This window comes from Streptomyces cadmiisoli, assembly GCF_003261055.1.
Lineage (GTDB): Bacteria > Actinomycetota > Actinomycetes > Streptomycetales > Streptomycetaceae > Streptomyces > Streptomyces cadmiisoli.
The window spans coordinates 6684376-6708222 of the sequence record NZ_CP030073.1; the positions used below are offsets into that span (position 1 = coordinate 6684376).

The following is a 23847-nucleotide window of genomic DNA, read 5'->3' on the forward strand; positions in this document are numbered from 1 at the left end:
TCGGCTCGGGCGGAACCCCGGTACTGAACCTCAACCTCGAACGGCAGCCGAGCATGGCGATATGTCCTCACTCAGGGTGTCCACGCCCTGGTTCGACGAGACCGGCGGTGAGAGTTCCTGGCTCCCGGGGGTTACTACCCCGGTCACAGTGGCGGGACCGCGCCGGATTCGCACCGGCTTCCTCTCTTGCCGCCGTACATGGCCCCGGAAGTCCACCATGGGGCCCGAAGGGCCGTCAACTTGCTGTTGACCTGCGACGGGACAGTGTGCCGCGTTCCACACCGCCCGGCACGGGCGCCTCTCGCGGCACCCCTTCAACACGCGCCCGGGCGTGCGGAGTTGCCGCGGTTCGATCCGGCGCCGGACATGTCGGCGCCCTGCCGGAACGATCCGAGGGGACGTTCCGGCAGGGCGCCGGCCGAGGCGGGACCTCGGCCGTGAACTGTGTGCGGGCCGTGTGTGGTCGGTGGACCATGCGCGGTCGGTGGACCGTGTGCGGTCGGTGGGCCGTGTGCGGTCGGTGGGCCCGGCCGGTCGCCCGGCCCGGCCGTCAGGCCACGATCAGGTAGATCCCGTAGGTCACCGCCGCCACACACGCCGCGAACGCCGCATACGCGCCGGTCACCGCGAGCGCGGCCGACTCACCGCGCTCCGCCGCCCGCTCGCGGTGCGACAGACCCGCGATGCCGAGGGTGAACAGGCCCACGAGGGCCACGGTGGCCACGAGGCTGACGCCGAAGACGGATCCGAGGGCCGCCCAGTCGATCTTCATGCTGCTTCCGATTCCTTCGTACCGGGGCTCAGACGCTCGCCCGGGAGGGCGCCGAGTCCGTGGCCGTGGACTGCGCGGGGATCGTCGCCGCGGCGTCGTCGGCCGCCGCGACCGGCGGGGGCGGGGTGACGGCGGCGATCGCCGTGGTCACCACGTCGGCCTGGTCCTCCGTGTCGTTGACGTTGGTGTGGTCGACGACCTCGCGCCGGGAGACCTTCCAGATCGCGGCGCTGGAGCCGACCAGGAAGATCGCCACGAGCGCGGTGCCCCAGCTGCCGAAGCCGGTCACCCACTCTGCGACGGCACCGACGAGCGCGGCGGCCGGCAGGGTCAGACCCCAGGCGACGAACATGCGGGTGGCGGTGGACCAGCGTACGACGCCGCCCTTGCGGCCGAGGCCCGCGCCCATCACGGCACCGGAGACCGAGTGCGTGGTGGACAGGGAGAAGCCCAGGTGGGAGGAGGCGAGGATGACCGTCGCGGCGCTGGTCTGCGCGGCGAAGCCCTGCTGCGGCTGGAGGTCGGTCAGCCCCTTGCCCATGGTGCGGATGATGCGCCAGCCGCCGAGGTAGGTGCCGAGCGCGATGGCGAGGCCCGCGGACAGGACGACCCACAAGGGCGGGTCGGAGTCGGGGGCGAGGGAGCCGCCGGCGACCAGGGCCAGGGTGATGATGCCCATGGTCTTCTGGGCGTCGTTGGTGCCGTGGGCGAGGGAGACCAGGCCCGCGGAGGCGATCTGGCCGGTCCGGTAGCCCTTCGCGGCCGCCTTGCCGTCGGCCTTCCGGCCGAGCGAGTACGTCAGCCGGGTCGCGAGCATCGCGGCGATTCCGGCGACCAGCGGCGCGGCGATCGCCGGGATCAGCACCTTGGTGACCAGCGCGTCGCCGTGCACGGCGCCCACGCCGGCCGAGGCGACGGTGGCACCGATCAGTCCGCCCATCAGGGCGTGCGAGGAGGAGGACGGCAGGCCCACGAGCCAGGTCAGCAGGTTCCACAGGATCGCGCCGACCAGCGCGGCGAAGATGACCTCGGGACGAATGCCGCTTTCGTCGACCAGGCCTTTGGAGATCGTGTTGGCGACCTCCACGGACAGGAACGCGCCGACAAGGTTGAGGACGGCGGACATGGCCACCGCGACCTTGGGCCGGAGAGCACCGGTGGAAATGGTGGTCGCCATCGCGTTCGCGGTGTCGTGGAAACCGTTCGTGAAATCGAACGCGAGTGCGGTAACCACCACAATCGCGAGGATCAGCGAGATGCCTTCCATTTACCCAGGCAATCGTTCGAAGGTCATTGGCCGGTTGAACTTAAGTAACCTAGGTGAACGATAGGTGAACTGAGGGGGGCATCCGGGTGTCTGTAGGAGGGGGCCGTCGTGTGCTCGGGAGCCGACGGCCCCGCGGCGCCGGGCTAGGAGCCCTTCGCGAAACGCTTCAGCTGTGTTGTTGAGCCGTTGAAGAGATTTTGGTCACCCGGCAGCCTGCCGCTGTTGTCGTACTGCCAGAGCGTCCAGAACGACCATCCGGCCGGCAGCGTCCCGGCGGTCGCCGAGTCGTAGCGGGCCACCCACAGGGCGTGGTCGCGGGCGAAGGCGCGACTGGCGCCCGTGCAGGTGTTCCACCAGTGGGCCGTCGTGTAGATCACCGGCCGCCGGCCGGTGAGCCGCTTCACCTCGTCGCTGAACGCCTTGATCCAGCCGACCATCCTCGCGCTGCTCAGCCCGTAGCACTTGTGCTTCTTGTCGTAGGGGTTGTATTCGATGTCGAGGGCCGGGGGCAGCGTCCAGCCGTCCGCGCGCCAGGCGCCGCCGTTGCGGACGAAGTACCCCGCCTGCGCCGTGCCCGACGACCGGTCCGGCAGCGCGAAGTGGTACGCCCCGCGGATCAGGCCCGCGCCGCGCGCGCCGTCGTACTGCCCGGCGAAGTAGGGGTTGCGGTAGGTCGTGGACTCGGTGGCCTTCACGTAGACGAAGCGGGCGCCCCTGGCCTTCGCCTGCTGCCAGTCGACGTTCTTCTGATGGGACGAGACGTCGTGCCCCTCGGGTCTGCTCGCCGCCGAGGCGTGAACCTCGGCGAGTGCGGTCCCCCCGATGGCGAGGGCCGTCACCGACGCCGCGACGAGGCGGCTGCGGCGGCGGGGCGGTTTGTGGTCACGGGCCATGTTTCCCCCCCGGAACGGCGACGTGCGTGACAAATCACCCGAGACGGTACGGGAAGATCGTTGAATACTCATCGATCTCCGGCCAAGTCCGGTGAGAGCCGCTTACATGGCGATATGCGCTCTTCCGGAGCTGTGGGCTCCGCCCTAAAGTGCCCCGGCGCGGCGACCGCCCGACGGCCCTGCTGGCAGGATCGCCGCATGGCGGAGAATCAGCGGGACCAGGGTGGCCGGCGGGACGGCCCGGGCGACCGGGAGCCCGCTCCGGATGCGCGGGAGCCCCGGGGGAACGGTGTGCGGGACGAGGAGGCACTGGCGTGGCGGGTCCTGGTGGCCACCGCCCGCCGCACGGTGGCCGACGGACTGGTCGTCGGCACCTCGGGCAACGTCTCCGTGCGGGTCGGCGACACGGTGCTGGTCACGCCGTCGGGCGTGCCCTACGACCGGCTGACCCCCGACGACCTCACCGGTGTCGCCCTCGACGGACGGCAGGTGCGCGGCACACTCGTGCCGACCAGCGAACTGCCCATGCACCTCGCCGTCTACCGCGGCACCGACGCCCGCGCCGTCGTCCACACCCACGCGGTGCACGCCACCGCCGTCTCCACGCTCGTCGAGGAGCTCCCGGCGATCCACTACATGACCGGGGCGCTCGGCGGTCCGGTCCGAGTCGCCCCGTATGCGACGTACGGCACCGAGGAGTTGGCCGAGAACATGCTGCGGGCCCTCACCGACCGCTCCGGCTGCCTCCTTCAGAACCACGGCACCATGACCTACGGCGCCTCGCTCGACCAGGCCTACGACCGCACCGCCCAACTGGAGTGGATGTGCCGTCTGTGGCTGACGGCCTCCTCGCTGCCCGGCCGCTCCCCGAACCTGCTCTCCGCCGACCAGCTCGAGGAGGCGGGGGAGCGGCTGCGGGGGTACGGGCAGCGGACCTGACCGGCTCCCGGGACTGTCCGGCACGGCTCACTCTCCCTGTCCTCGCTTCCTTTCCTCCGCCTGTCGGCGGCGCGCTTTCGCACGTCTCCGGCAGCCCCGAACGCATCGAGCCGGCCCACCGAGGGCGGCCTCCCGCTGGCCGCCGCGGGAGTCCACCAGGACACTGGAGCAGTGCGCCCTGTCAGAGCGACGGCCGCTGCCGTCACCGCCATGACCGTGGCCGGCGCCGCCGCCGTGGCCGCCGGCCGCCTCGCCAGCGACGCCGCGTTGAAGGCGCCGCCGGGCCGGCCCCTGCCCACCGAGCCCCGCCTCACCGTGCACGGCACGGCCGCGGGCCAAGTGACCCTCACCCGGGCGCTGGCCTCCCAGCGCCCCGGTCTCTACGGCCTCGCCGGGGACGGCTCCCATGCCGTCGTCGGCCCCGTCCTGGACAGCACCCCCCACCCCGCCGACACCGTCGTCCGCCGACTGAAGGGCGTCACGCACGGAACCCTGAAGGCCGGCGACAAGGTCTGGCTCACCCCCGGCCTGTACGTCGGCAACCCCGGCGCCGCCCTCGGCCTCGACCACACCGACGTCGAGGTGCCCGGCGAACTCGGCAACCTGCCCGCCTGGTTCGTGCCCGGCGCCCGGGACACCTGGGTGATCACCGTGCACGGCCTGGGCACCACCAGGGAACACCCCATGAACGTCATGGAGTTCCTGCACGGGCTGCGCTGCCCCGTGCTGGACCTCGCCCTTCGCGGCGATCCCGGCGCGCCCCGTCCGCCGGACGGCCTGAACCATCTGGGCGAGACCGAATGGCGCGACCTCGACGCGGCCATCCGCCACGCCGTCCGGCACGGCGCCGAACGGGTCGTCCTGTACGGCTGGTCCACCGGTGCCGCCATGGCCCTGCGCGCGGCCGTGCACTCCGCGATGCGTGACCGCATCCAGGGCCTGGTGCTCGACTCGCCGGTGCTCAACTGGGCGGCGACGCTGCGCGCGCTGGCCGCCGCACGGCACACCCCGGCCCCGCTGCTGCCGCTGGCCGTGCGTGCCGCCCAGGGCCGCACGGGACTGTACGACGGCCGCGCGGAGGCGGCCGACGCCGACCCCGCGCGCCTCACGGTCCCGGCCCTGATCCTGCACGGCCCCGACGACGAGGTGGCCCCCTGGGTCTTCTCCCGCCGGCTCGCCGGCCGCCGCCCCGACCTGATCACCCTGCACACCGTGCGGAACGCCCCGCACAACGCCATGTGGAACGCCGACCCGGTGACCTACGAGGAGGCCCTCCGCCGATTCCTCACGCCACTCATGTGAGCCCGCGCCCGCCCCGGCGCACCACCCACTCCTGCACGCCCCCTTCGCGCTCCGGTCGCGACGGTTCCGTTTGGTGCCGCACCGCTGTCCGGATCTCGGTGTGCGGCCCCGCCGGGACCCCTGCGTTGGCCAGTCCCGTCGCCCCACGTGACATTCCGTTTGGGTTTTCGGACCGTCAACCGGAAGACTGCACCCGTGACGTCCCGTATCCCGCGCGACTCCAGGCTCCGACTCGTCCGCCCGCGACCCCTGGCCGCCGCCCCCCGAGCGATGACCCAGCGGCCCGCCCGCCGTCCCGCGCCCCGCCCGCCGGAGGGCACACCGGCCCCGTCGGAGCTGGCTGGAATGGCTCGTTCCAGGCTGGCCGGGGCGGCCCGCCTGGCCCGCTGGGCCGACACCGCGCTCGGCCCCGGCAGCGGCAACGCGCCCTCCGACGGCACGGCCGTGCTGGCCGACGCGACCGCCGAACGAGCGGCCGGCGACCTGGGCCTGACACCGGCCCAGGTCCGCGCCGACTGGGACACCGCCCGCCTCGCCGGACTGGTCGAGGTGCACGGCGACAGCGCCCGCCCCGGCTGGCGCCTGCGCGCCTGGAACCGCGACGACACCGCCGTCCTGCGCGGCTGGGTCGCCCTCTTCGACGCCTGGTCGCTCGCCCATCCGGAACCGGAGGGCCACGAGCCCGCGGCCGTCGCCGAGGCCGTCTCGGCCATGCCCCAGGTGCTCTCCTTCCTCCAGCTGTCCGCCGGGCCCGTCCCCGTCGAACAGCTCCTGGACCTCCTTCGGCAGCGTGTCGGGGAACTGCGCACCGAGCGCTGCGAAGTCCCCTACGGCCCGCGCCGCGAACCGGTCGGAGCACCCGACGCCGACGCCGACGCCGACGCCGACCCGGCGCAGCCCGCGGCACCCGACCCCGGCACGACGCCCGCCGAGCTCCCCGACCTCCTCGACTGGGCCTTGCACGCCCTCGCCTCCGTCGGAGCCCTCACCTGCGGCGACGGACAGGCCACCCTCACCCCCCTCGGCAGCTGGGCGGTCTGGGTCAAGCTGGAGCAGATCTGCGTCGCCGCGCAGAGCCCCGCCGGGAACATCGAGGCCGCCGCCGAGGACATGCTGCGCGGCTGCGCCCGACTGCGCCCGAACGCGGCCCGCGCCGAGTACCGGGCCTGGCTCGCCGCCCGCACCGTCGGCAGCGCCCTGTCCGAACTCCTCGACGCCGCCCGCGGCGAGGACGCCCTGCTGCGCGGTCTCGCCTTCGAAGCACTGCGTGTCGTCGGCGCCCCCGCCGAACCCGGAGTGCGCGCCGCGCTCCACGAGCCCACGCTGCGGCCGTACGCCCTGCTGTGGCTGGCCGAGCACGAGGGTGCCGACCCGGACGACGCCCACGAGGTGCTCACCCGCAAGGAGGCCACCTGGCTGTGGGTCGACACCGCCGCCGCGGTCGCCGACCACGGCGAGGCCCCGCTGCTGGTACGGCATCTGGAGTCCGCGGTGCAGCCGACGGTGCCCGCCCTGCTCGACGAGGTGCGCGCGGTCGGCCACCCCCGCACGGTTCAGGTGCTGGTCGCGCTGGCCGCGGCGCACCCCGACCCCGCCCTGGCCAAAGCCGTGCGCCGCGCGGCCTTCCAGGTGCACACCGGGGGCAGCTGACCGGTCAGGCCTCTATCTGCGGGCCGTACGTCCCGAAGGTCCAGATGTTGCCCTCCAGGTCCAGGGCCATGTAGTCCCGTGAGCCGTAGTCCTGGTCCGTCGGGGGCATCAGGATCTCCGCGCCGTGGTCCACGGCCCGCTGATGGTGTGCGTCGATGTCGTCCACCACGACGTACACCCCTGTCGGGCCCGCGCCCTTCATCGCCTCGTCGAAGCGGCCGCCGCGGCCCTTAGAGCCGAGCATCACCGCGCCGTTGCCCTGGGTCAGCTCGGCGTGCAGCACCGAGCCGTCCTCGCCCTCGTACACGGACAGTTCCGTGAAGCCGAACGCCTCCGTCAGCTGCCTGATCGCCGCCTTCGCGTCCGTGTACAGCAGTGCCGGAAAGATGCTGGGACGTCCGCCGCCCGTACCCGCCATGCCGATCACTCCCCTTGTGCGTCGCCGTCCGGGATCCCCCGCTCCCGCAGCCGAATGGGCGCGGAATGCGGCCTGTTGCTCAGTCTCGCACCCGCCACCGACAACGCCCGGCCGAGCGGCCGGACCGTCAGCGGAAGGTGTCGCACTGCGCCATGTCCCCCGTCCGGTAGCCCCGGTAGAACCACGCCTGCCGCTGCTCGGCGGACCCGTGCGTCCAGGTCTCCGGCGTCACCTGCCCCTGGTACCGCTCCTGGATCCGGTCGTCGCCCACCGCCGCCGCCGCGTCCATGCCGTCCCGGATGTCGGCGGCGGTCAGGTCGGTGATCAGCGGCCGTCCGGTCGACTCGTCGGGTGTCGTGGTCGCGTGGTGCGCCCACACCCCGGCGTAGCAGTCCGCCTGGAGCTCCACCCGCACCGCGTTGCTGTTCGCGCCCATCAGCCCGTCCTGCGAACGGTTCAGGGTGCCCATCAGGTCCTGCACGTGGTGGCCGTACTCGTGGGCCACCACGTACGCCTGCGCGAACGGACCGCCCTGGGCGCCGAACTTCGTCCGCAGCTCCCGGAAGAACCCCAGGTCCAGATACACCTTCTGGTCACCGGGGCAGTAGAACGGCCCGACCGCGGAGGTCGCCGCGCCGCAGGCGGTGGCGACCTGGCCGGTGAAGAACACCGTGGGGGAGCGGGTGTAGGTCCCGCCGCGCCGTTCGAACTCCTGGTTCCAGAAGTCCTGCACGCTGTTGACGACCGCCACCATCCGGCAGTCGTCCCGCACGTTCGCGTCCTGCCCGGTCCGGCAGGTCTGCTGCACCTGCGCCAGGGAGGATTCCGTCGCCGTGGGCTGCCCGTCCCCGGACGACAGTCCCAGCTGATCCGGCCCCACACCGAGGAACAGCCCGAGGATCAGCGCGATGAGCCCCGCGAGGCCACCGCCGACCGTCGCCCGGCCGCCGGGGAGCCGGCGGCCGCGCACGTCCTGCACCTCGGAGGTGTCGAGCCTGGCGTCGTCGTCGAACTGCATGAGGCTCCGCCCTCTGTCCGAGTGGCCCCCTGGCGCCCATCCTCGCCGGACGCCGGTCGCCCGGCGCCGGACGGGCGTCCGAACGGGGTACAGGCGCCCCGCGGCCGCCGTGTAACCAACGGCACAGCACGGCCCCGCGCGGTCACGCCCCGCGCACGCGCGTGTGCGAGCCGGAACCCGGCCCCACGGGGTCACCCCGCCGACCTGCCACGGCGGCCTCCCGCCACCCCTCGGGCGGCGGTCTCCGGCCCCGGTCCGAACACCCGAACCCGGGAAAACGGGTTGCATCGCCCCGTTAGAATCGACCCCATGGCCATTCTCCTCGCGCATTAGACGGCGGGAACGCCCTCAGCCGCCCGTCCCGCCAACCACCCGCCCTGGAGTCTGTCCGTGATTTCCGCCTCCGGTATCGAGCTGCGCGCCGGTGCCCGCGTCCTCATCGAGTCCGCAACGTTCCGTGTCGCCAAGGGCGACCGCATCGGCCTGGTCGGCCGCAACGGCGCCGGCAAGACCACCCTCACCAAGGTCCTGGCCGGCGAGGGAATCCCCGCCGCGGGCGCCGTCACCCGCTCCGGCGAGGTCGGCTACCTCCCGCAGGACCCCCGCACCGGCGACCTCGACATCCTCGCCCGCGACCGCGTCCTGTCCGCCCGCGGCCTGGACGTGCTGATCCGCAAGATGCGCGAGAACGAGCAGCGCATCGCCAACGGCACGGGCGCCACCCGTGAGAAGGCCCTGCGGCAGTACGAGCGCCAGGAGACGGAGTTCCTCACCAAGGGCGGGTACGCCGCCGAGGCGGAGGCCGCCACCATCGCCGCCGCGCTCAACCTGCCAGACCGGGTCCTCGGCCAGCCGCTGCACACGCTCTCCGGCGGTCAGCGCCGCCGTATCGAGCTCGCCCGGATCCTGTTCTCCGACGCGGACACCCTGCTGCTCGACGAGCCGACGAACCACCTCGACGCCGACTCGATCGTCTGGCTGCGGGACTACCTCAAGACCTACCGCGGCGGCTTCATCGTCATCTCCCACGACGTCGACCTGGTCGAGACCGTCGTCAACAAGGTGTTCTACCTGGACGCCAACCGGGCCGCGATCGACATCTACAACATGGGCTGGAAGCTCTACCAGCAGCAGCGCGAGGCCGACGAGAAGCGCCGCAAGCGCGAGCGGGCCAACGCCGAGAAGAAGGCCGCCGCCCTGAACGCGCAGGCCGACAAGATGCGCGCCAAGGCCACCAAGACGGTCGCCGCGCAGAACATGGCCCGCCGTGCGGAGAAGCTGCTGTCCGGCCTGGACGCGGTCCGCCAGTCCGACAAGGTCGCCAAGCTCCGCTTCCCCGAGCCCGCGCCCTGCGGCAAGACCCCGCTGACCGCCGAGGGCCTGTCCAAGTCGTACGGCTCGCTGGAGATCTTCACCGATGTCGACCTCGCCATCGACAAGGGCTCCCGGGTGGTCATCCTCGGCCTCAACGGCGCGGGCAAGACCACGCTGCTGCGCCTGCTGGGCGGGGTGGAGAAGCCCGACACCGGCGCCGTGGTCGAGGGCCACGGCCTGAAGCTGGGTTACTACGCCCAGGAGCACGAGACCCTCGACCCCGACCGCACGGTGCTGGAGAACATGCGCTCCGCCGCGCCCGACATGGACCTGGTCGAGGTCCGCAAGGTGCTCGGTTCGTTCCTGTTCTCCGGCGACGACGTCGACAAGCCGGCGGCCGTCCTCTCCGGCGGTGAGAAGACCCGCCTGGCCCTCGCCACCCTCGTGGTGTCGTCGGCGAACGTCCTCCTGCTCGACGAACCGACCAACAACCTCGACCCGGCCAGCCGTGAGGAGATCCTCAGCGCGCTGCGCACCTACAAGGGCGCGGTCGTCCTGGTCACCCACGACGAGGGAGCCGTGGAGGCGCTCCAGCCGGAGCGGATCATCCTGCTGCCGGACGGTGTCGAGGACCTGTGGGGCGCCGACTACGCGGACCTCGTGGCGCTCGCCTGAGCCGTGCGGCGGGTCAGCCGCGCTTGATCGAATGGTTGATCCACGGGGTATGGATCATTCGGCCCATCGGTGATCCATCATCTGTGTGAGATCTCCTCGTACCCGGGTGTGTCCTACATCGATTTCACGGCCGGCCCCTCTGTCGACGGGGGGCCGGCCGCTCCGCGTTCCTGACCTGCTGCTTCGCGGAACAACCCGTTCGGCCGCACGCACATCACCGGGTGGAGTTACAGATTCCGCTTGTGGGGATGCGCTCCTGTCGTCAAAAGCCTCTCGCACGGACCTTGCCGAATGGGTGGCCATGAAGCCCCGGAGGGGTGATCATGAGGGGACCAGAGCGCACTTCCCATGAGGAGGCACGGGTGGCCGAGACTCTGAAGAAGGGCAGCCGGGTGACCGGCGCCGCGCGCGACAAGCTCGCGGCAGACCTGAAGAAGAAGTATGACGCCGGTGCGAGCATCCGGGCGTTGGCCGAGGAGACCGGCCGCTCGTATGGCTTCGTGCACCGCATGCTCAGCGAGTCGGGCGTCACGCTCCGTGGGCGTGGCGGGGCGACACGGGGCAAGAAGGCCGCTACGGCCTGACCTCCGGGCGGAGCCCGTCGACTTCGATGGTGACCACCCGGTCGGTCGGCCGATCGGCCGGGTGGTTACTGTGCAGTCACTTGTGCGTGCCGTGATACGGCACGGCTGAGGCCGTGCCGTCCTGCGGCACGGAAGACGACCGCACTCATCGGAGGCGCTCCATGGCTTCGCCCGAGCAGGACGCAGTGACCGCCGTTCCCGCACTCGACAAGGACGGCGTACGGCTCACCGTCGACGACGCGATCGCCACGGTGACGCTGACCAATCCGGCCAAGCGCAACGCGCAGAGCCCCGCTCTGTGGCGCGCGCTGACCGAGGCGGGCCGGCTGTTGCCGGGCACGGTGCGCGTGGTCGTGCTGCGCGCCGAGGGCAAGTCGTTCTCGGCCGGGCTCGACCGGCAGGCGTTCACTCCCGAGGGCTTCGACGGCGAACCGTCCTTCATGGACCTCGCCCGCGGTGGTGACGCCGAACTCGACGCGACCATCACCGAGTACCAGGAGGCGTTCACCTGGTGGCGGCGCAGCGACATCGTCTCCGTCGCCGCCGTGCAGGGGCACGCCATCGGCGCGGGCTTCCAGCTCGCGCTCGCCTGTGACCTGCGCGTCGTCGCGGACGACGTGCAGTTCGCCATGCGCGAGACCAGCCTCGGGCTGGTGCCGGACCTGGCGGGCACCCACCCGCTGGTGGGCCTCGTCGGGTACGCCCGCGCGCTGGAGATCTGCGCGACCGGTCGCTCGGTGCACGCCGAGGAGGCCGTCGGCACGGGCCTGGCGAACATCGCCGTACCCTCGGCCGACCTCGACGCCGCCGTACAGGACCTGACGGCGGCGCTGCTCGCCGCGCCGCGCGACGCCGTGATCGAGACGAAGGCGCTGCTGCGGGGCGCGGGCGAGCGCACCTACGAGGAGCAGCGCGTCGCTGAACGCGCCGCGCAGGCGCGCCGGCTGCGGGACCTCGCGGGCGTCGGCGAGTGAACCGTCAGGTGACCGCCGTGACCAGGACGGCCACCGTCGGGTGATCCCGCAGGGCCTCGCCCACCCGTGCCCGGACCGCGCGGGCCACGTCCAGGGCCCGGTGGTCCGCGCGCACGGCCAGCTCCACCCGGACGTGCCGGCGCGGCAGCGCCGCCCCCGACCCGCCACCCTGCTCGATGTGCACGGCGCGGCCCACCCCGCCGAGCGCGCCGGTCAGCCGCGCCACGCCCGCGACACCGAGTGCGGCCGTGGCCGCCATCGCCTCGTCGGGCTCCTCGGAGGCCCGGGCGGCGTCAGAGGTCTCGGTGTCCGCGGTGGCTTCGCCGGCGTCCTCGGCCTCCCGGGCGCCCTCGCCGGTTCCGGCGTCCCCGGCCGTCACGTCCAGCAGGTCCGTCACCCGCAGGTCCACCTCCGTGACCGTCAGCCCGATTCCCTGTTCCGCGGCCGTCGACACGGCCGTGCGCAGGCGTGAGGCCGTCGTCGGCAACGGTTCGGCGGCCGTGGCCGCGAAGTCGGCGGCCACCCGGAGCGGGCCGGGCGGCAGGGCGCTCGGCGGGGCCGGGACCGCGGGGTCGTGAACGTCCTCCGGATCGGCCAGGGTGATCCGGACGGAGCCCAGCCGCACGCCCGGTACCTCGTTTGCCGCGCGCCGCAGAACCGCCCGCGCCGCCGTCTCGGCGATCCACGCCCCGTCGCCGGGGCCGCCCAGCGGGAGCAGCCTGCCGAGACCCAGTTGCTGTCGTACCGCTCGTGTCCATCGGTCCGCCGTCGTCATTGCTCCAGCCTGCCGCATTCCCGGCGCGAGGCCGCACAACCCCGCTTACGGTGAGGAAAGGACGACGACCGAAAGGGACGTACGGCGATGACCGAGACGGAACGGAACCGGCCCCAGCCCCTCGACGGCGAGGCCGAGACCCAGGTGCAGGCCCGCAAGCCCGTCCGCCGCGGGGGCGGCGATCCGGGGACCCGGGGGAGGACCACCATCGCCGACGGCGTCGTGGAGAAGATCGCCGGGCTCGCCGCCCGCGACGTGCTGGGCGTGCACGCCATGGGCGGCGGGCTGAGCCGTACCTTCGGCGCCGTACGCGACCGGGTGCCCGGGACCAAGTCCCCGACGCGCGGGGTGAAGGCCGAGGTCGGCGAGGTGCAGACGGCGCTCGACCTGGAGATCGTCGTCGACTACGGCGTGTCCATCTCCGATGTGGCGCGGGCCGTCCGGGAGAACGTGGTCTCGGCGGTGGAGCGGATGACCGGGCTGGAGGTCGTCGAGGTGAACCTCGCGGTGAGTGACGTCAAGCTTCCGGAGGAAGAGGAGGAGGAGACGGAACCCCGGATCCAGTGAAGCCCCGCCGGCCGCACACCCGTCCGGCCGGCGCACCGCTGACGAGCTGAGGAGCGCACGATGAGCATGGCCGTGGTCGGCATGATCGCGGGGATGGCCTTGGGCTTCGCCGGTTACTTCGGCGGGTTCGGAGCCTTTCTGCTGGTGGCGGCCCTGGGCGCCGTCGGGTTCGTGGCTGGCCGCTTCCTGGAGGGCGACCTGGAGCTCGGCGACTTCTTCCGGTCGCGTGACGAACGACGGCGGTGACGTCGGTGAGCAGCGGGACCGAGGAACACCGCGGACCGGTCACCGCCGTCCCGGCAGGTGAGCGCGGAGCGACCCGGATCGCCGACCGGGTCGTCGCGAAGATCGCCGCGCAAGCGGCCCGCGAGGCGCTCGGCGCGCTGCCGCCGGACGTGGCCCGCCCGCACGCCACGGTCGTGGTGCACCACGACACCGCCCGGGTCCGCATCCACCTCGAACTGGGCTACCCCGCCGATATCGGCGCCCGCTGCCGGGACGTGCGTCGTCATGTCGCCGAGCGGGTAGGCGCGTTGGTGGGAATGGACGTACCCGAGGTCGCCGTCGAGGTGGAACGACTGCATCTGGCGGCGGCGTACGGCGCGGCGGAGGGGAGGACGCGATGAGCGAGCCCGAGGGCTCGGACGGCACGACACAGCGACTGCCGGTCCTGGAGAAGGAGCCGGCCGGGCCGGGACTCGGCCAGTCCGCGTCGGCGGCGGCCTACGAGCCACTGCCCGGTGCCGACCAGGACGGCGGCCCCGAGCGGCGCTTCTGGTCCGCCCGCCGGATCCCCGCCGGCATCGTGGCCCTGCTGCTCCTGGCCCTGTTCGGCGCCTTCCTCTACGACGTCGCCGCCGTGCGCGCCGACGAGCCGGCCATGGGCTGGCGCCGCGCACTCGCCCGGCAGCTCGCCGAACGGCCCCTGGACGACATCTGGGTCCTGGTCGGCGCGGGCGTCGCCGCCGCCCTCGGCCTCTGGCTGATCGTGCTGGCCGCCACGCCCGGACTGCGCGGCGTGCTGCCGATGCGGCGCACCCACGCCGACGTCCGTGCCGGGCTGAACCGGGACGCCGCCGCGACCGTCCTGCGCGACCGGGCGATGGAGGTCGCCGGTGTGCAGTCGGTCCGGGTGCGCATGGGCCGCGGACGGGCCGACGTACGGGCGGTGTCCCACTTCCGTGAACTGGACGACGTACGCGCCGACCTGGACGGTGTGCTCGCCGACGCGATCAAGGCGCTGGGCCTGGCCCGCTCGCCTGCGCTGTCGGTGCACGTCCGGCGGCCCGGCCGGAAGGGGTGAGCCGCGGTGCTCAAGACAGTCAACCGGTTGCTGCTCGGGCTCGTCGGGCTCGTGCTGCTCGTGCTCGGCGGCGCGGTGCTCGCCGTCGGGCTGGGGGTCGGACCACCCTCCTGGTGGATCCATCACGGCAGCAGCGACGTGCTGCTCGACGTCGCCGAGCGGACCCGCTGGCGGGAGGCCGGCTGGTGGTGGCCGACCCTCCTCGCCGTCCTCGCCCTGCTCTTCCTGCTCGCGCTGTGGTGGCTGGTCGCGGTGGTGCGCCGGCACCGGCTCGCCGAGGTGCTCGTGGACACCGGCGACGGCGAGGGCGCACTGCTGCGGGGTACGGCCCTGGAGGGCGTCCTCGCCGACGAGGCCGGCGCACCGGACGGTGTCGCCCGCGCCCGGGTCCGGCTCGCCGGCCGGCGCACCGCGCCGCGGGCCCGCGTCCAGCTCCTCCTGGAACCCCATGTCGACCCCGGCGAGGCCCTGAACCACCTCACGAACCGGGCCCTGGACCACGCACGGGGTTCGGCGGGCCTGGCGAGTCTGCCCGCGAAGGTCCGGCTGAGCGGCGTCAAGCACCGCGCGGAGCGGGTGACCTGACGCCGGCGCGTGTCAGAACCCGTGCCGCGCGCCGCCGTCCACCGGCACCATGACGCCGGTCAGATACGAAGCGGCCGGTGAGAGCAGGAACGCGGCCGTGCGCCCGAACTCCTCCGGGGCGCCGTAGCGGCGCAGCGGAATCCGCGACTCGCTCGCCGCCCGCGTGGCCTCCGGGTCGGCGGACAGGGCGTCGAGCTGGCGCACCCGGTCGGTGTCGATACGGCCGGGCAGCACGCCGACGACTCGGATGCCGCGCGGCCCCAGTTCGTCGGAGAGCGACTTGGCGAGGCCGGCCAGTCCGGGGCGCAGTCCGTTGGAGATGGTCAGCCCCGGAATGGGCTCGTACACCGAGCCCGACAGCACGAACCCGATCACACCGCCCGCGTCGAGCTCCGCGGCCGCCGCGCGGGCGAGCCGTACCGCGCCCAGGAAGACCGACTCGAACGCCGACTGCCACTGCTCGTCGGTGTTGTCGGCGACGAACCCCGCGGGCGGCCCGCCCACGCTGATCAGGATGCCGTCGAAGCCGCCGAACCGGTCGCGCGCGGCACCGATCAGGCGGGCGGCCGCCTCGGGGTCGGCGTTGTCCACGGCCACCCCGTACGCGTCGGGACCCAGCTCGGCGGCCACCTCCGCGACCCGCTGCTCGTCCCGGCCGGTGACGACCACCTTCGCGCCGTCGGCGAGCAGTTCGCGCGCGGTGGCGTTGCCCAGTCCGCGCGTGCTGCCGGTGACGATGTACACGCGGTCCTTCAGTCCAAGATCCATGGCCCCTATCCTGCCCCGTCGGTGCCGAAGAGGGCGAGGGCCGTGTTCACCAGGCCGATATGGCTGAACGCCTGGGGGAAGTTGCCCAGCAGGCGGCCGCTCACCGGGTCGTACTCCTCGGACAGCAGCCCCACGTCGTTGGCCAGTCCCACCAGCCGCTCGAACAGCTCGTGGGCCTCCCGGGTGCGGCCCGTCATGTGCAGCGCGTCCGCGAGCCAGAACGAGCACACCAGGAAGGCGCCCTCGTCGCCGGGCAGCCCGTCGACGTCCGTGCGGTCGACGCTGTAGCGGCGCAGCAGACCGTCGTGGCTGAGTTCCGCGCGGACGGCGTCGATCGTGCCCGTCACACGGGGATCGTCCGGCGGCAGGAAGCCCACACGCGGGATGAGCAGCAGCGCGGCGTCCAGTTCACGCGAGCCGTAGTGCTGGGTGAAGGTGTTCCGCTCGGGGTCCCAGCCCCGTTCGCACACCTCGCGGTGCACCTCGTCGCGCATCTGGCGCCAGCCGTCGATGTCGCCCTTGAGATGGGGGTGCCGTTGCAGGGTGCGCACCGCGCGGTCGGCGGCCACCCACACCATCACCTTCGAGTGCACGAAGTGGCGCCGGCCGCCGCGCACCTCCCACAGTCCCTCGTCCGGCTGCCGCCAGGCCGTGCGCAGGAACTCCATCAGGGCGCACTCGAGGCTCCAGATGTGCGGCTTGGCGGTCAGACCCGACAGCCGGGCCAGCGACAGGGAGTCCATCACCTCGCCGTAGACGTCCAGCTGCAACTGCCGGACGGCGTCGTTGCCGATCCGCACGGGCACGGAACCGGCGAATCCGGACAGCCACGGGAGCTCCCACTCCGGCAGCCGTCGCTCGCCCGCCAGGCCGTACATGATCTGCAGGTCCGCGGGGTCGCCCGCGACCGCCCGCAGCAGCCAGTCGCGCCAGGCCTCGGCCTCCTCCTGGTAGCCCGCGGTCAGCAGCGCGCCCAGGGTGAGGGTGGAGTCGCGCAGCCAGCAGTAGCGGTAGTCCCAGTTGCGCACGCCGCCCATCTCCTCGGGCAGGGAGGTGGTCAGGGCGGCCACGATGCCGCCGGTCGGCGCGTACGTGAGCGCCTTCAGCGTGATCAGCGAGCGCTGCACCGCGTCCTTGTGCGGGCCGTCGTAGCGGCAGCGGGCCGTCCACGCCTGCCAGTCGGCGACACTGTCGCGCAGCGCCCGGAACGGGTTGATCAGCGCGGGGCGGGGCTCGTGCGAGGGGTGCCAGGTGAGGACGAACGCGACCTGCTCGCCCTCCTCGACGGTGAACTCGGAGAGCGTGCTGAAGTTCTCGCCCCAGGTGTCCACGGACGGCTCACTGCGCAGCCACACCGAGTCCGGGCCCGCGACGGCCACGTGGTGGCCGCCGGACCGGCGCATCCACGGCACGATCAGGCCGTAGTCGAAGCGCAGGCGCAGTCTGCTGCGGACGGTCACGCGGCCGCTGAGGCCCTCCACGATGCGGACGAGGTCGGGGGCGTGGTGGCGCTGCGGCATCAGGTCGGTGACGCGGACCGAGCCCTGCGGGGTGTCCCACTCGGTGTCCAGCACCAGGGTGCCGGGCCGGTAGGCGCGCCGGGTGCACGGGCCCTCGGTGTCCTTGGGGGCGATCCGCCAGTGGCCGTTCTCCTCGTCGCCGAGCAGCTTGGCGAAGCAGGCGGGCGAATCGAAGCGGGGCAGGCACAGCCAGTCGACGGAGCCGTCCCTGCCGACGAGGGCGCCGGTCTGCTCGTCGCCGACGAGGGCGTAGTCCTCGATGCGGTTGCCGTCGCCGGCGCTGTTCTCGATGGGCGGGTGCACGGAATCCGGGTTCCCGAAGCGCCCCGGGCACAATCGGCGCGAGGGCCGCCCGGGTGACGGGGTCACACCGTCGCCGGTTCCTCCGCCTCCGTCTGCTCCCGCGGCGCCGGCTGCGTGCGGTCCCGGACCTCGCGGCGGGCCAGCACGACCCAGCCGACGGGGACGCCCGCGGCGAACAGCCACCACTGGACGGCGTAGGCCATGTGGTTGCCGATGCTGTCGTGGTCGGGGGCCGGGAGCAGCTCGGGTGTGCCGTCCCCGGGTTCGGGCGCGGTCATCTCCACGTATCCGCCGAGGACCTGCCGGCCCAGCCGCTCCGCCTGCTGCTCGCTGCTGATCAGCATCACCTGCCGGTCCGGCAGGCCCTGCACGTCCTTGATGCCGCTCTCGGCGGTCGTCTGGTCGGGCATCAGCCGGCCGGTGACGGTGATCTCGCCCCCGGCGGGTGCGGGGATCTTCGGGAACGCCGTCTGGCTGGGGCCGTCCGCGGGGATCCAGCCCCGGTTCACCAGCAGGACCTTGCCGTCGTCCAGGACGAAGGGCGTCAGGACGTGGAAGCCGACCTCGTCGTCCGCGTTGGTGCGGCGGCGGACGACGACCTCGTGCGCGGTGTCGAAGCGGCCCTTCGCCGTGACCCGGCGGTACAGGTCGGCCTTGCCGACCTCGGCGCCGGGCGAGGTCATCGACTCGGCCGCCACCGGCTCGGCCGCCAGTGAGTCGGCGATCACCTTGTTCAGCGCGACCCGCTGCTCGTGTCGGTGCAGCTGCCAGAAGCCCAGCTCGATCATCGTGGGGATGAGCGCGACGGCGACGAGGGTGAGGATCACCCACTGCCGGGACAACAGGAAGCGGTACACCCCACGACCGTACATCTCGGGCCGCGGGGTGCTGCCGGTGGGGTGCGGTCGCCGGGTCCCGGTCAGGGGGTGCCGCCGGTGCGGCGGCGCCGCGCTTCTCCGGTCACTGGAGTGCCTCTGGTGGGTGCGGTGGGTGCGGTGCGGCCCGGCTGTCCGGTGCGTGCCGCGGGCGGATGCCGGAGCGGCGCCTCTCCGCCCGCCGGTGCGGCCCGGGGCTCAGACCCGGTCCACGATCCCCGCCTTCCCTTCCGCGCGGGCACAGTGGGCGCCGCAGTACCACTGGCCCTCGACCTCGACGCCCTGTCCGATGATCTGGACCCGGCAGTGCTCGCAGATCGGTGCCATGCGGTGGATCGCACAGGAGAAGCAGTCGAAGACGTGCACGGCGCCCTGTGCGTGCACCTCGAACGTCATTCCGTAGTTGTTGCCGCAGACTTCACATGTCGCCATGCGCCACAGGGTGAGCCGTCGCCGCGGCACGGGCGAGCGGGCGCCGGGCGAGTCGCCCGGCAATCACCCGTCCGTACGGCTGCCCCCCGGGGGTCCCCGCCGTCATGGCTCCCGCGCCGGTTCCACGTCCTCGAGGAGTTGGCCGAACGCCGCCTCGTCGACCACCGGTGTGCCGTACTGCCCGGCCTTGACCACCTTCGACGTGCCCGAGTCCGGGTCGTTGGTGACCAGGAGGCTGGTCAGCCGGGACAGGCTCGTGGCGACATGCAGTCCGGCCTCGGTCGCGCGGTCCTCCAGCAGCTCGCGCTCGACCGACGTGTCGCCGGAGAACGCGATCCGCATGCCCTGCTTGAGCCTTTTGCCCTCTTCGTAGCGGCCCGGGTTGGGATACGGGCAGGCAGGCCTCTTGCGCGAGGGACGCCACGAACTCGGCCGGTACCCGCCGTACCCGCCCGAGGCCTGCTGCCCGATGCGGGGCGCGGTCGACCACTCCGTCAGCGGCCGGCACTCGTGCAGCGGCAGCCGCACACCGCTCCGCGCCGCCGCCCGCAGGCTCGGCCGGAACGCCTCCGCCAGCACGCGCGCGTCGTCCAGCGCGTGGTGCGCGCGCTGCTGCACCACGCTGAAGTGCGCGGCCAGCGACGCCAGCTTGTGGTTGGGCAGCGGCAGCCCCAGCGTCTTGGACAGGGCGATGGTGCACAGCCGCTGACGCACCGGTGCCTCGCGCTCCGCGCGCGCGTACTCCCGGGCGATCATCTGCCAGTCGAACACGGCGTTGTGCGCGACGAGCACCCGGCCGTCCAGGCGCGTCGCGAACTCCTCGGCGATGTCCGCGAAGAGCGGCGCCCCTTCGAGCACCTCGCTCGTCAGTCCGTGGATCCACACGGGTCCGGGGTCCCGCTCCGGATTGACCAGCGTGTACCAGTGGTCCTCGACCTCGCCGCGCGCGTCCAGCCGGTAGACGGCCGCGGAGATTATCCGGTCGTCGCGGGCGAGTCCGGTGGTCTCCACGTCAACGACCGCGTACCCGTGGGGGTACGCGGCCGGCCACGCGGCGGAGGAGGACGCTGCGGTCGTGTGGTCTTCGAGCATGGTCACTGAGAATACGGGCCCGGACCGACACCCCTGTCCGTCAGGTGCGCGGCCACGGCCGCCTGTTCGGGCACCGTGCGCGTGGCCGGGGACGGAGCTGACGGACCGATACCCCTTGCCGGGGTGCCTCGTTGCGGCGGGCGCGCGGCGGGCCGGGGACCGGTCCGCCCGCCCGGATTTCGGGGGCACGCGCGTGCGCCATTGGCGGAGATCACCAAAAGCGGGGCGGTACCCCCGGTAATACTTGTCGGTAACAACCTCTAGCCCTGGCCGATCCGCCGTCCTACGGTGCAGCCATGCCGAACCTCCCCGATGTCGTGGTCTGGTCGATACCCGCCTTCGTGCTGCTCGCCGTGATCGAGATGATCAGCGTCCGGCTCCATCCCGACGAGGACGCGGCCGGCTACGAGGCGAAGGACGTCGCCACCAGCGTCACCATGGGGCTCGGCAGCCTGTTCTTCGACTTCCTCTGGAAGATCCCGATCGTCGCCCTCTACACGGCGGTCCACGAACTCACACCGCTGCGCGTGCCCGTGCTGTGGTGGACGATTCCGCTGATGCTGCTGGCCCAGGACTTCTTCTACTACTGGTCCCACCGCGGCCACCACGTCATCCGCATCCTGTGGGCCTGCCACGTCGTCCACCACTCCAGCCGCAAGTTCAACCTCACCACCGCGCTGCGCCAGCCGTGGACCTCGGTGACCGGCTGGCCGTTCTACGTCCCGCTCATCGTCCTCGGTGTGCATCCGGCCGCGCTGGCGTTCTGCTCCTCCGCGAACCTCGTCTACCAGTTCTGGATCCACACCGAGCGGATCGACAGGATGCCGCGGTGGTTCGAGTTCGCCCTCAACACGCCGTCCCACCACCGGGTGCACCACGCCTCCCAGGGCGGCTACCTGGACCGCAACTTCGGCGGGATCCTCATCGTCTGGGACCGTCTCTTCGGCTCGTTCGCCGCCGAGACCGAGCGGCCGGTGTACGGGCTGACGAAGAACATCGCCACCCACAACCCGCTGAGGGTCGCCACCCATGAGTACGCGGCCATCGCCAAGGACCTGAGGACGGCGGCCGACTGGCGCGAGCGGGCGGGTCGCGTGTTCCGCGGGCCGGGCTGGCAACCGGCGCCCGCGCCGAACCCGGAACCGGAACCGGAACCGGCGCCCGCGTCGAAGCCCGAACCGGCGCCGATGCCGCAGGCCGCGTCGAAGCCGGAACCCGCCGAGGAGACGGCGACCGCGTGAGACGCGCCCGCATCCTGCTCGCCGCCTTCGCCCTCGCCGCCGGCGCGGACCTCGTCTCCCTCGCCGTCGGCTTCGGCCCCGGGCACACCGCCGCCAAGCCGCTCCTGATGCTTCTGCTCGCCTCCTGGGCCGCCGTGCGGGGCGCTCCCCGACTGCTCGTCGCCGCGCTGCTGTTCGGCTGGGGCGGGGACGTGCTGCTGCTGTCCGACGCACAGCCCGCGTTCCTCGCGGGGATGGCCTCGTTCGCGGCGGGCCACGTCTGCTACCTCGCCCTGTTCCGGACGCACGGCCGGAACGCCGTACCACGTGCGCGTGCGGGTCTGCTCGCCGCCGGCTACGCCATCGCCCTCGTCGGCATCCTGGTCCTGCTGTGGCCCGGTCTGCCCGCCGGTCTGCGGGTGCCCGTGGCCGCGTACAGCGTCCTGCTGACGGCGATGGCGTACTTCGCCCTGACCCGGCTCGGTGCGGTCGCCGGGGCCGGCGGGGCGCTGTTCATGTTCTCCGACACGCTCATCGCCACCGGTCTCGCCGACCTGGCGCAACCGCCGCTGCCGGACCTGTGGATCATGGCCACGTATCCGGCCGCGCAATTCCTGCTGGCGCGGGGCGCGCCGGCCACGGAGCGGCCGGCACCGACGACGCGTCCGGCGGCACGGCCGGCCACGGTCGGAGCGGCCCGCGGCGGTGGCCTCCGGCCGCTCGGCGGCGGCCTGCGGTCCAGGCGTCCGGCTGCCGCACCGGCCGACCCCGGCCGACGCCCTGACCCCTCACCCTGACCCGGCCGGGGCGCCCGGACCTCTCACCACCGGATCGGCAGCGGCAGTGCCGTCAGCAGGCCCGAGACCGCGACCACCACGCCCAGTACGACGACCTCCGAGCGCGCGGGAGCACAGGCGGTCAGCGGGTCGGCCGCACGGCGCAGCCGGATCCGCGCCCACAGGGCGAGCAGCGCGACCGCGGCCACCAGAAGCACCTTGGCGAGCAGCACACGCCCGTACGCCGTGTCCGTCAGCTGGTCCAGCACCGTCTCCGGCGGCATCCGGCGCAGCGTGCTCCAGATGCCCGTCGCGGTGATCGCACCGAGGAGAAGGGCCGCCACACGCGCGTACCGGCCGAGCAGGGCCGCGCCCGTCGCCGTGCCGCCCCAGCGGCGAACGGTCCGCAGCACCTGCACCAGGCCGCCCACCCACAAGGCCGCACCGGTGAGGTGAACGAGTGTCAGGCCCGCGCCGACGAGCGGGGTGTGCTCGGTCGGGGGGTGGGCCCGCAGCGCCTCCGCGACGACCAGGGCGGCCAGCGGCCACACCTGCGTGCCCGGCCGGCGCGACAACGCGCACAAGCCCGCCACCGCGAACGCGTTGACCTCCAGAAGGGCCAGCCGGCCGTCCCGGGACGCGTACAGGCCGCCGACGTCGATCTGGTCGACGCTGTCCGGTACGAGGTTGCCCGTCGCGACCACGGAGGCCAGACCGAGCGCCGCGACGAAACCGACACCCGCCGCGTACGGCGACCAGCCGCGCGGCCGTTCGGCCGGGGCGCCGGGCAGGGAGCGCGCCAGCCGGTCCACGAACAACTCGCCCACCTGGACGCACAGCGCGGCGAACAACGCAGTGCGCAGCAGCGTCACTCCCTCGACCCCGGGGGCGGCGGCCTCCCCGGTGCGGTGCAGGGCGGTGGACGGTCCGAGCAGGGGTATCAGCGCGCCGAGCGCCACCAGGACGAGTACCGCGACGGCCCGGCCGACGCCGGGTCCCGGCACCGGCGCCACCCCGGGAGTGGGTCGTATCAAAGTCACCTCGAGATCTTCACCAGCCCGTACAGACCCGGGCAAGTGCCGGAAAACAACTGGGCGTAGACCATTCCGCCCATCGGTACGATCTCGATCCCCCCGGCGTTCGGATCCGACACGCGCAAAGGGCCACCGGAGGGCCGGACGCATCCCCTCCGCCGGCCGCCGGGCCGTCGGCGCCGGCCACGTCATCCGGTCCGTCCGTACCGTGCGGGCCCTGACTCAGTGGGCCTCCGCCGCGGCGGCCCATCGCAGCCGCACCTTCTTGCGCACGTCGGACGGCAGCAGTTCCCAGCCCTGCGCGGTGGCGGTCTCGACGACGTAGCGCCCGCCCACACCGCGGTAGAAGGAGAGCGGTATCTCGCACTCCACGGGCGGCTCGGGCTTGTCCGGTTCGGGCGGTGCCGACGCCAGCGCGGTCCAGTGGGCCACGATCTTGTCCACCCGCGCCCGGTAGTGAGCGGTGTCGCCCTCGTGCCGCAGCTGCCGCCAGCCGACGAACCAGGAGCCCAGGCGGACCACCCGGTCCAGCGCCGACTCCATCACGTCGCCGAAGCCACGCTCGTAGCCGGAGCTGAACATCGCGATCAGCTCCGTCAGCAGAGCGAGGACGATGAAGACGAGGAAGGTCGCGAGCCCCACCACGCACAGCACCGGGAAGCACACCACGGTCGCGACGAAACGCAGGGTCAGCAGCCACCTGGGCCGGACCGGCTCGGGGCCCCAGTTCGCGGGGTCTTGGTTGTCGGGCATGACGGAGATCCTGCCCTACGCCGTGCCCGGGCCGGACG

Annotated in this window: 26 protein-coding genes and 1 riboswitch; of the genes, 13 read left to right on the forward strand and 13 right to left on the reverse strand. The window is 73.0% G+C overall.

Annotated features, from left to right (window positions below; all coding sequences use genetic code 11):
- Positions 1-92: 92 nt before the first annotated feature.
- Positions 93-232: riboswitch (cobalamin riboswitch) on the reverse strand.
- 318 nt (positions 233-550) lie between these two features.
- The 3 genes from DN051_RS29305 to DN051_RS29315 all read right to left on the reverse strand — a co-directional run bounded on the left by DN051_RS29305 (position 551) and on the right by DN051_RS29315 (position 2932).
- Entirely contained in the window at positions 551-772 is a 222-nt protein-coding gene (locus DN051_RS29305; RefSeq protein WP_053759584.1) for a hypothetical protein, read from the reverse strand.
- A gap of 28 nt (positions 773-800) precedes the next feature.
- Complete coding sequence (locus DN051_RS29310; protein WP_053759585.1) at positions 801-2039, reverse strand: inorganic phosphate transporter; 1239 nt, start codon at positions 2037-2039, stop codon at positions 801-803.
- Between the two features lie 143 nt (positions 2040-2182).
- Entirely contained in the window at positions 2183-2932 is a 750-nt protein-coding gene (locus DN051_RS29315) for a lysozyme (RefSeq protein WP_053759586.1), read from the reverse strand.
- Between the two features lie 198 nt (positions 2933-3130).
- On the opposite strand from DN051_RS29315, the gene DN051_RS29320 reads away from it, so the two are divergent.
- From DN051_RS29320 to DN051_RS29330, 3 genes are all read left to right on the forward strand, one after another.
- Positions 3131-3871: a class II aldolase/adducin family protein gene (locus DN051_RS29320; RefSeq protein WP_112439830.1), complete on the forward strand. Its 741-nt coding sequence runs from the start codon at positions 3131-3133 to the stop codon at positions 3869-3871.
- Between the two features lie 171 nt (positions 3872-4042).
- Complete coding sequence (locus DN051_RS29325) at positions 4043-5173, forward strand: alpha/beta hydrolase (RefSeq protein ID WP_112439831.1); 1131 nt, start codon at positions 4043-4045, stop codon at positions 5171-5173.
- Between the two features lie 195 nt (positions 5174-5368).
- A complete protein-coding gene (locus DN051_RS29330; protein ID WP_199314703.1) occupies positions 5369-6823 on the forward strand; it encodes a hypothetical protein in 1455 nt (484 codons plus the stop codon).
- Between the two features lie 4 nt (positions 6824-6827).
- On the opposite strand, the gene DN051_RS29335 is transcribed toward DN051_RS29330, so the two are convergent.
- Positions 6828-7241 (reverse strand): VOC family protein, encoded by a 414-nt coding sequence (locus tag DN051_RS29335; RefSeq protein ID WP_053759639.1) that lies wholly within the window; start codon positions 7239-7241, stop codon positions 6828-6830.
- 127 nt (positions 7242-7368) lie between these two features.
- Complete coding sequence (ypfJ, locus tag DN051_RS29340; protein WP_053759590.1) at positions 7369-8259, reverse strand: KPN_02809 family neutral zinc metallopeptidase; 891 nt, start codon at positions 8257-8259, stop codon at positions 7369-7371.
- 390 nt (positions 8260-8649) lie between these two features.
- Between ypfJ and DN051_RS29345 the strand changes: the two genes are divergently transcribed.
- The 3 genes from DN051_RS29345 to DN051_RS29355 all read left to right on the forward strand — a co-directional run bounded on the left by DN051_RS29345 (position 8650) and on the right by DN051_RS29355 (position 11806).
- Positions 8650-10248, forward strand: a complete 1599-nt coding sequence (locus DN051_RS29345; RefSeq protein ID WP_053759591.1) for an ABC-F family ATP-binding cassette domain-containing protein — start codon at positions 8650-8652, stop codon at positions 10246-10248.
- A 362-nt stretch (positions 10249-10610) separates the two neighbouring features.
- On the forward strand, positions 10611-10832 hold the full coding sequence (locus DN051_RS29350; RefSeq protein ID WP_053759592.1) for a helix-turn-helix domain-containing protein: 222 nt from the start codon (positions 10611-10613) through the stop codon (positions 10830-10832).
- A gap of 161 nt (positions 10833-10993) precedes the next feature.
- Positions 10994-11806 carry an enoyl-CoA hydratase/isomerase family protein gene (locus DN051_RS29355; RefSeq protein ID WP_053759593.1) on the forward strand — a complete coding sequence of 271 codons (813 nt, stop codon included), beginning with the start codon at positions 10994-10996 and terminating at the stop codon, positions 11804-11806.
- 4 nt (positions 11807-11810) lie between these two features.
- Here DN051_RS29355 and DN051_RS29360 read toward each other — a convergent pair whose 3' ends face one another.
- Complete coding sequence (locus DN051_RS29360; RefSeq protein ID WP_053759594.1) at positions 11811-12581, reverse strand: hypothetical protein; 771 nt, start codon at positions 12579-12581, stop codon at positions 11811-11813.
- A gap of 87 nt (positions 12582-12668) precedes the next feature.
- Between DN051_RS29360 and DN051_RS29365 the strand changes: the two genes are divergently transcribed.
- The 5 genes from DN051_RS29365 to amaP are packed head-to-tail and all read left to right on the forward strand — an operon-like array spanning position 12669 to position 15036.
- Complete coding sequence (locus DN051_RS29365) at positions 12669-13148, forward strand: Asp23/Gls24 family envelope stress response protein (protein ID WP_112439835.1); 480 nt, start codon at positions 12669-12671, stop codon at positions 13146-13148.
- Positions 13149-13208: 60 nt separating this feature from the next.
- Positions 13209-13394 carry a hypothetical protein gene (locus tag DN051_RS29370; RefSeq protein WP_053759596.1) on the forward strand — a complete coding sequence of 62 codons (186 nt, stop codon included), beginning with the start codon at positions 13209-13211 and terminating at the stop codon, positions 13392-13394.
- The gene (locus tag DN051_RS29375) at positions 13391-13774 is read left to right on the forward strand and encodes an Asp23/Gls24 family envelope stress response protein (protein WP_053759597.1); all 384 of its coding nucleotides are present in this window, start codon (positions 13391-13393) and stop codon (positions 13772-13774) included. The genes DN051_RS29370 and DN051_RS29375 overlap by 4 nt, the downstream gene beginning before the upstream one ends.
- Positions 13771-14451, forward strand: coding sequence for a DUF6286 domain-containing protein (locus DN051_RS29380; protein ID WP_112439837.1), 681 nt, complete (start codon positions 13771-13773; stop codon positions 14449-14451). The genes DN051_RS29375 and DN051_RS29380 overlap by 4 nt, the downstream gene beginning before the upstream one ends.
- Positions 14452-14457: 6 nt before the next feature.
- Entirely contained in the window at positions 14458-15036 is a 579-nt protein-coding gene (gene amaP, locus DN051_RS29385; protein ID WP_053759599.1) for an alkaline shock response membrane anchor protein AmaP, read from the forward strand.
- Between the two features lie 12 nt (positions 15037-15048).
- Here the strand turns inward: amaP and DN051_RS29390 are convergent, their stop codons facing one another.
- From DN051_RS29390 to DN051_RS29410, 5 genes are all read right to left on the reverse strand, one after another.
- Positions 15049-15804: an SDR family oxidoreductase gene (locus DN051_RS29390; protein ID WP_053759600.1), complete on the reverse strand. Its 756-nt coding sequence runs from the start codon at positions 15802-15804 to the stop codon at positions 15049-15051.
- Positions 15805-15809: 5 nt separating this feature from the next.
- Positions 15810-17627 carry a glycoside hydrolase family 15 protein gene (locus DN051_RS29395; RefSeq protein WP_246040673.1) on the reverse strand — a complete coding sequence of 606 codons (1818 nt, stop codon included), beginning with the start codon at positions 17625-17627 and terminating at the stop codon, positions 15810-15812.
- A 62-nt stretch (positions 17628-17689) separates the two neighbouring features.
- Entirely contained in the window at positions 17690-18484 is a 795-nt protein-coding gene (locus DN051_RS29400) for an SURF1 family cytochrome oxidase biogenesis protein (RefSeq protein WP_053759601.1), read from the reverse strand.
- Positions 18485-18700: 216 nt separating this feature from the next.
- Positions 18701-18934, reverse strand: a complete 234-nt coding sequence (locus tag DN051_RS29405; protein WP_053759641.1) for a hypothetical protein — start codon at positions 18932-18934, stop codon at positions 18701-18703.
- A 102-nt stretch (positions 18935-19036) separates the two neighbouring features.
- Positions 19037-20026 carry a DEDDh family exonuclease gene (locus DN051_RS29410; protein ID WP_112442502.1) on the reverse strand — a complete coding sequence of 330 codons (990 nt, stop codon included), beginning with the start codon at positions 20024-20026 and terminating at the stop codon, positions 19037-19039.
- A 296-nt stretch (positions 20027-20322) separates the two neighbouring features.
- Between DN051_RS29410 and DN051_RS29415 the strand changes: the two genes are divergently transcribed.
- Positions 20323-21267 (forward strand): sterol desaturase family protein, encoded by a 945-nt coding sequence (locus DN051_RS29415; RefSeq protein WP_112439839.1) that lies wholly within the window; start codon positions 20323-20325, stop codon positions 21265-21267.
- Positions 21264-22043, forward strand: coding sequence for a lysoplasmalogenase (locus DN051_RS29420; protein ID WP_079000988.1), 780 nt, complete (start codon positions 21264-21266; stop codon positions 22041-22043). The genes DN051_RS29415 and DN051_RS29420 overlap by 4 nt, the downstream gene beginning before the upstream one ends.
- Positions 22044-22066: 23 nt before the next feature.
- Here the strand turns inward: DN051_RS29420 and DN051_RS29425 are convergent, their stop codons facing one another.
- Both DN051_RS29425 and DN051_RS29430 read right to left on the reverse strand, forming a co-directional pair.
- The gene (locus DN051_RS29425; RefSeq protein WP_053759603.1) at positions 22067-23062 is read right to left on the reverse strand and encodes a CopD family protein; all 996 of its coding nucleotides are present in this window, start codon (positions 23060-23062) and stop codon (positions 22067-22069) included.
- A 216-nt stretch (positions 23063-23278) separates the two neighbouring features.
- Positions 23279-23809, reverse strand: a complete 531-nt coding sequence (locus tag DN051_RS29430; protein ID WP_053759604.1) for a hypothetical protein — start codon at positions 23807-23809, stop codon at positions 23279-23281.
- Between the last annotated feature and the right edge of the window lie 38 nt (positions 23810-23847).

What these genes read in the sequence shown, in the direction of transcription:
- DN051_RS29390 (WP_053759600.1), bottom strand. Translation starts at nt 15,804, where the DNA reads ATGGATCTTGGACTGAAGGACCGCGTGTACATCGTCACCGGCAGCACG.
- DN051_RS29310 (WP_053759585.1), bottom strand. Translation starts at nt 2,039, where the DNA reads ATGGAAGGCATCTCGCTGATCCTCGCGATTGTGGTGGTTACCGCACTC.
- DN051_RS29370 (WP_053759596.1), top strand. Translation starts at nt 13,209, where the DNA reads ATGAGCATGGCCGTGGTCGGCATGATCGCGGGGATGGCCTTGGGCTTC.
- DN051_RS29305 (WP_053759584.1), bottom strand. Translation starts at nt 772, where the DNA reads ATGAAGATCGACTGGGCGGCCCTCGGATCCGTCTTCGGCGTCAGCCTC.
- DN051_RS29380 (WP_112439837.1), top strand. Translation starts at nt 13,771, where the DNA reads ATGAGCGAGCCCGAGGGCTCGGACGGCACGACACAGCGACTGCCGGTC.
- ypfJ (WP_053759590.1), bottom strand. Translation starts at nt 8,259, where the DNA reads ATGCAGTTCGACGACGACGCCAGGCTCGACACCTCCGAGGTGCAGGAC.
- DN051_RS29320 (WP_112439830.1), top strand. Translation starts at nt 3,131, where the DNA reads ATGGCGGAGAATCAGCGGGACCAGGGTGGCCGGCGGGACGGCCCGGGC.
- DN051_RS29410 (WP_112442502.1), bottom strand. Translation starts at nt 20,026, where the DNA reads ATGCTCGAAGACCACACGACCGCAGCGTCCTCCTCCGCCGCGTGGCCG.
- DN051_RS29335 (WP_053759639.1), bottom strand. Translation starts at nt 7,241, where the DNA reads ATGGCGGGTACGGGCGGCGGACGTCCCAGCATCTTTCCGGCACTGCTG.
- DN051_RS29365 (WP_112439835.1), top strand. Translation starts at nt 12,669, where the DNA reads ATGACCGAGACGGAACGGAACCGGCCCCAGCCCCTCGACGGCGAGGCC.
- DN051_RS29360 (WP_053759594.1), bottom strand. Translation starts at nt 12,581, where the DNA reads ATGACGACGGCGGACCGATGGACACGAGCGGTACGACAGCAACTGGGT.
- DN051_RS29315 (WP_053759586.1), bottom strand. Translation starts at nt 2,932, where the DNA reads ATGGCCCGTGACCACAAACCGCCCCGCCGCCGCAGCCGCCTCGTCGCG.
- DN051_RS29355 (WP_053759593.1), top strand. Translation starts at nt 10,994, where the DNA reads ATGGCTTCGCCCGAGCAGGACGCAGTGACCGCCGTTCCCGCACTCGAC.
- DN051_RS29405 (WP_053759641.1), bottom strand. Translation starts at nt 18,934, where the DNA reads ATGGCGACATGTGAAGTCTGCGGCAACAACTACGGAATGACGTTCGAG.
- DN051_RS29430 (WP_053759604.1), bottom strand. Translation starts at nt 23,809, where the DNA reads ATGCCCGACAACCAAGACCCCGCGAACTGGGGCCCCGAGCCGGTCCGG.
- DN051_RS29415 (WP_112439839.1), top strand. Translation starts at nt 20,323, where the DNA reads ATGCCGAACCTCCCCGATGTCGTGGTCTGGTCGATACCCGCCTTCGTG.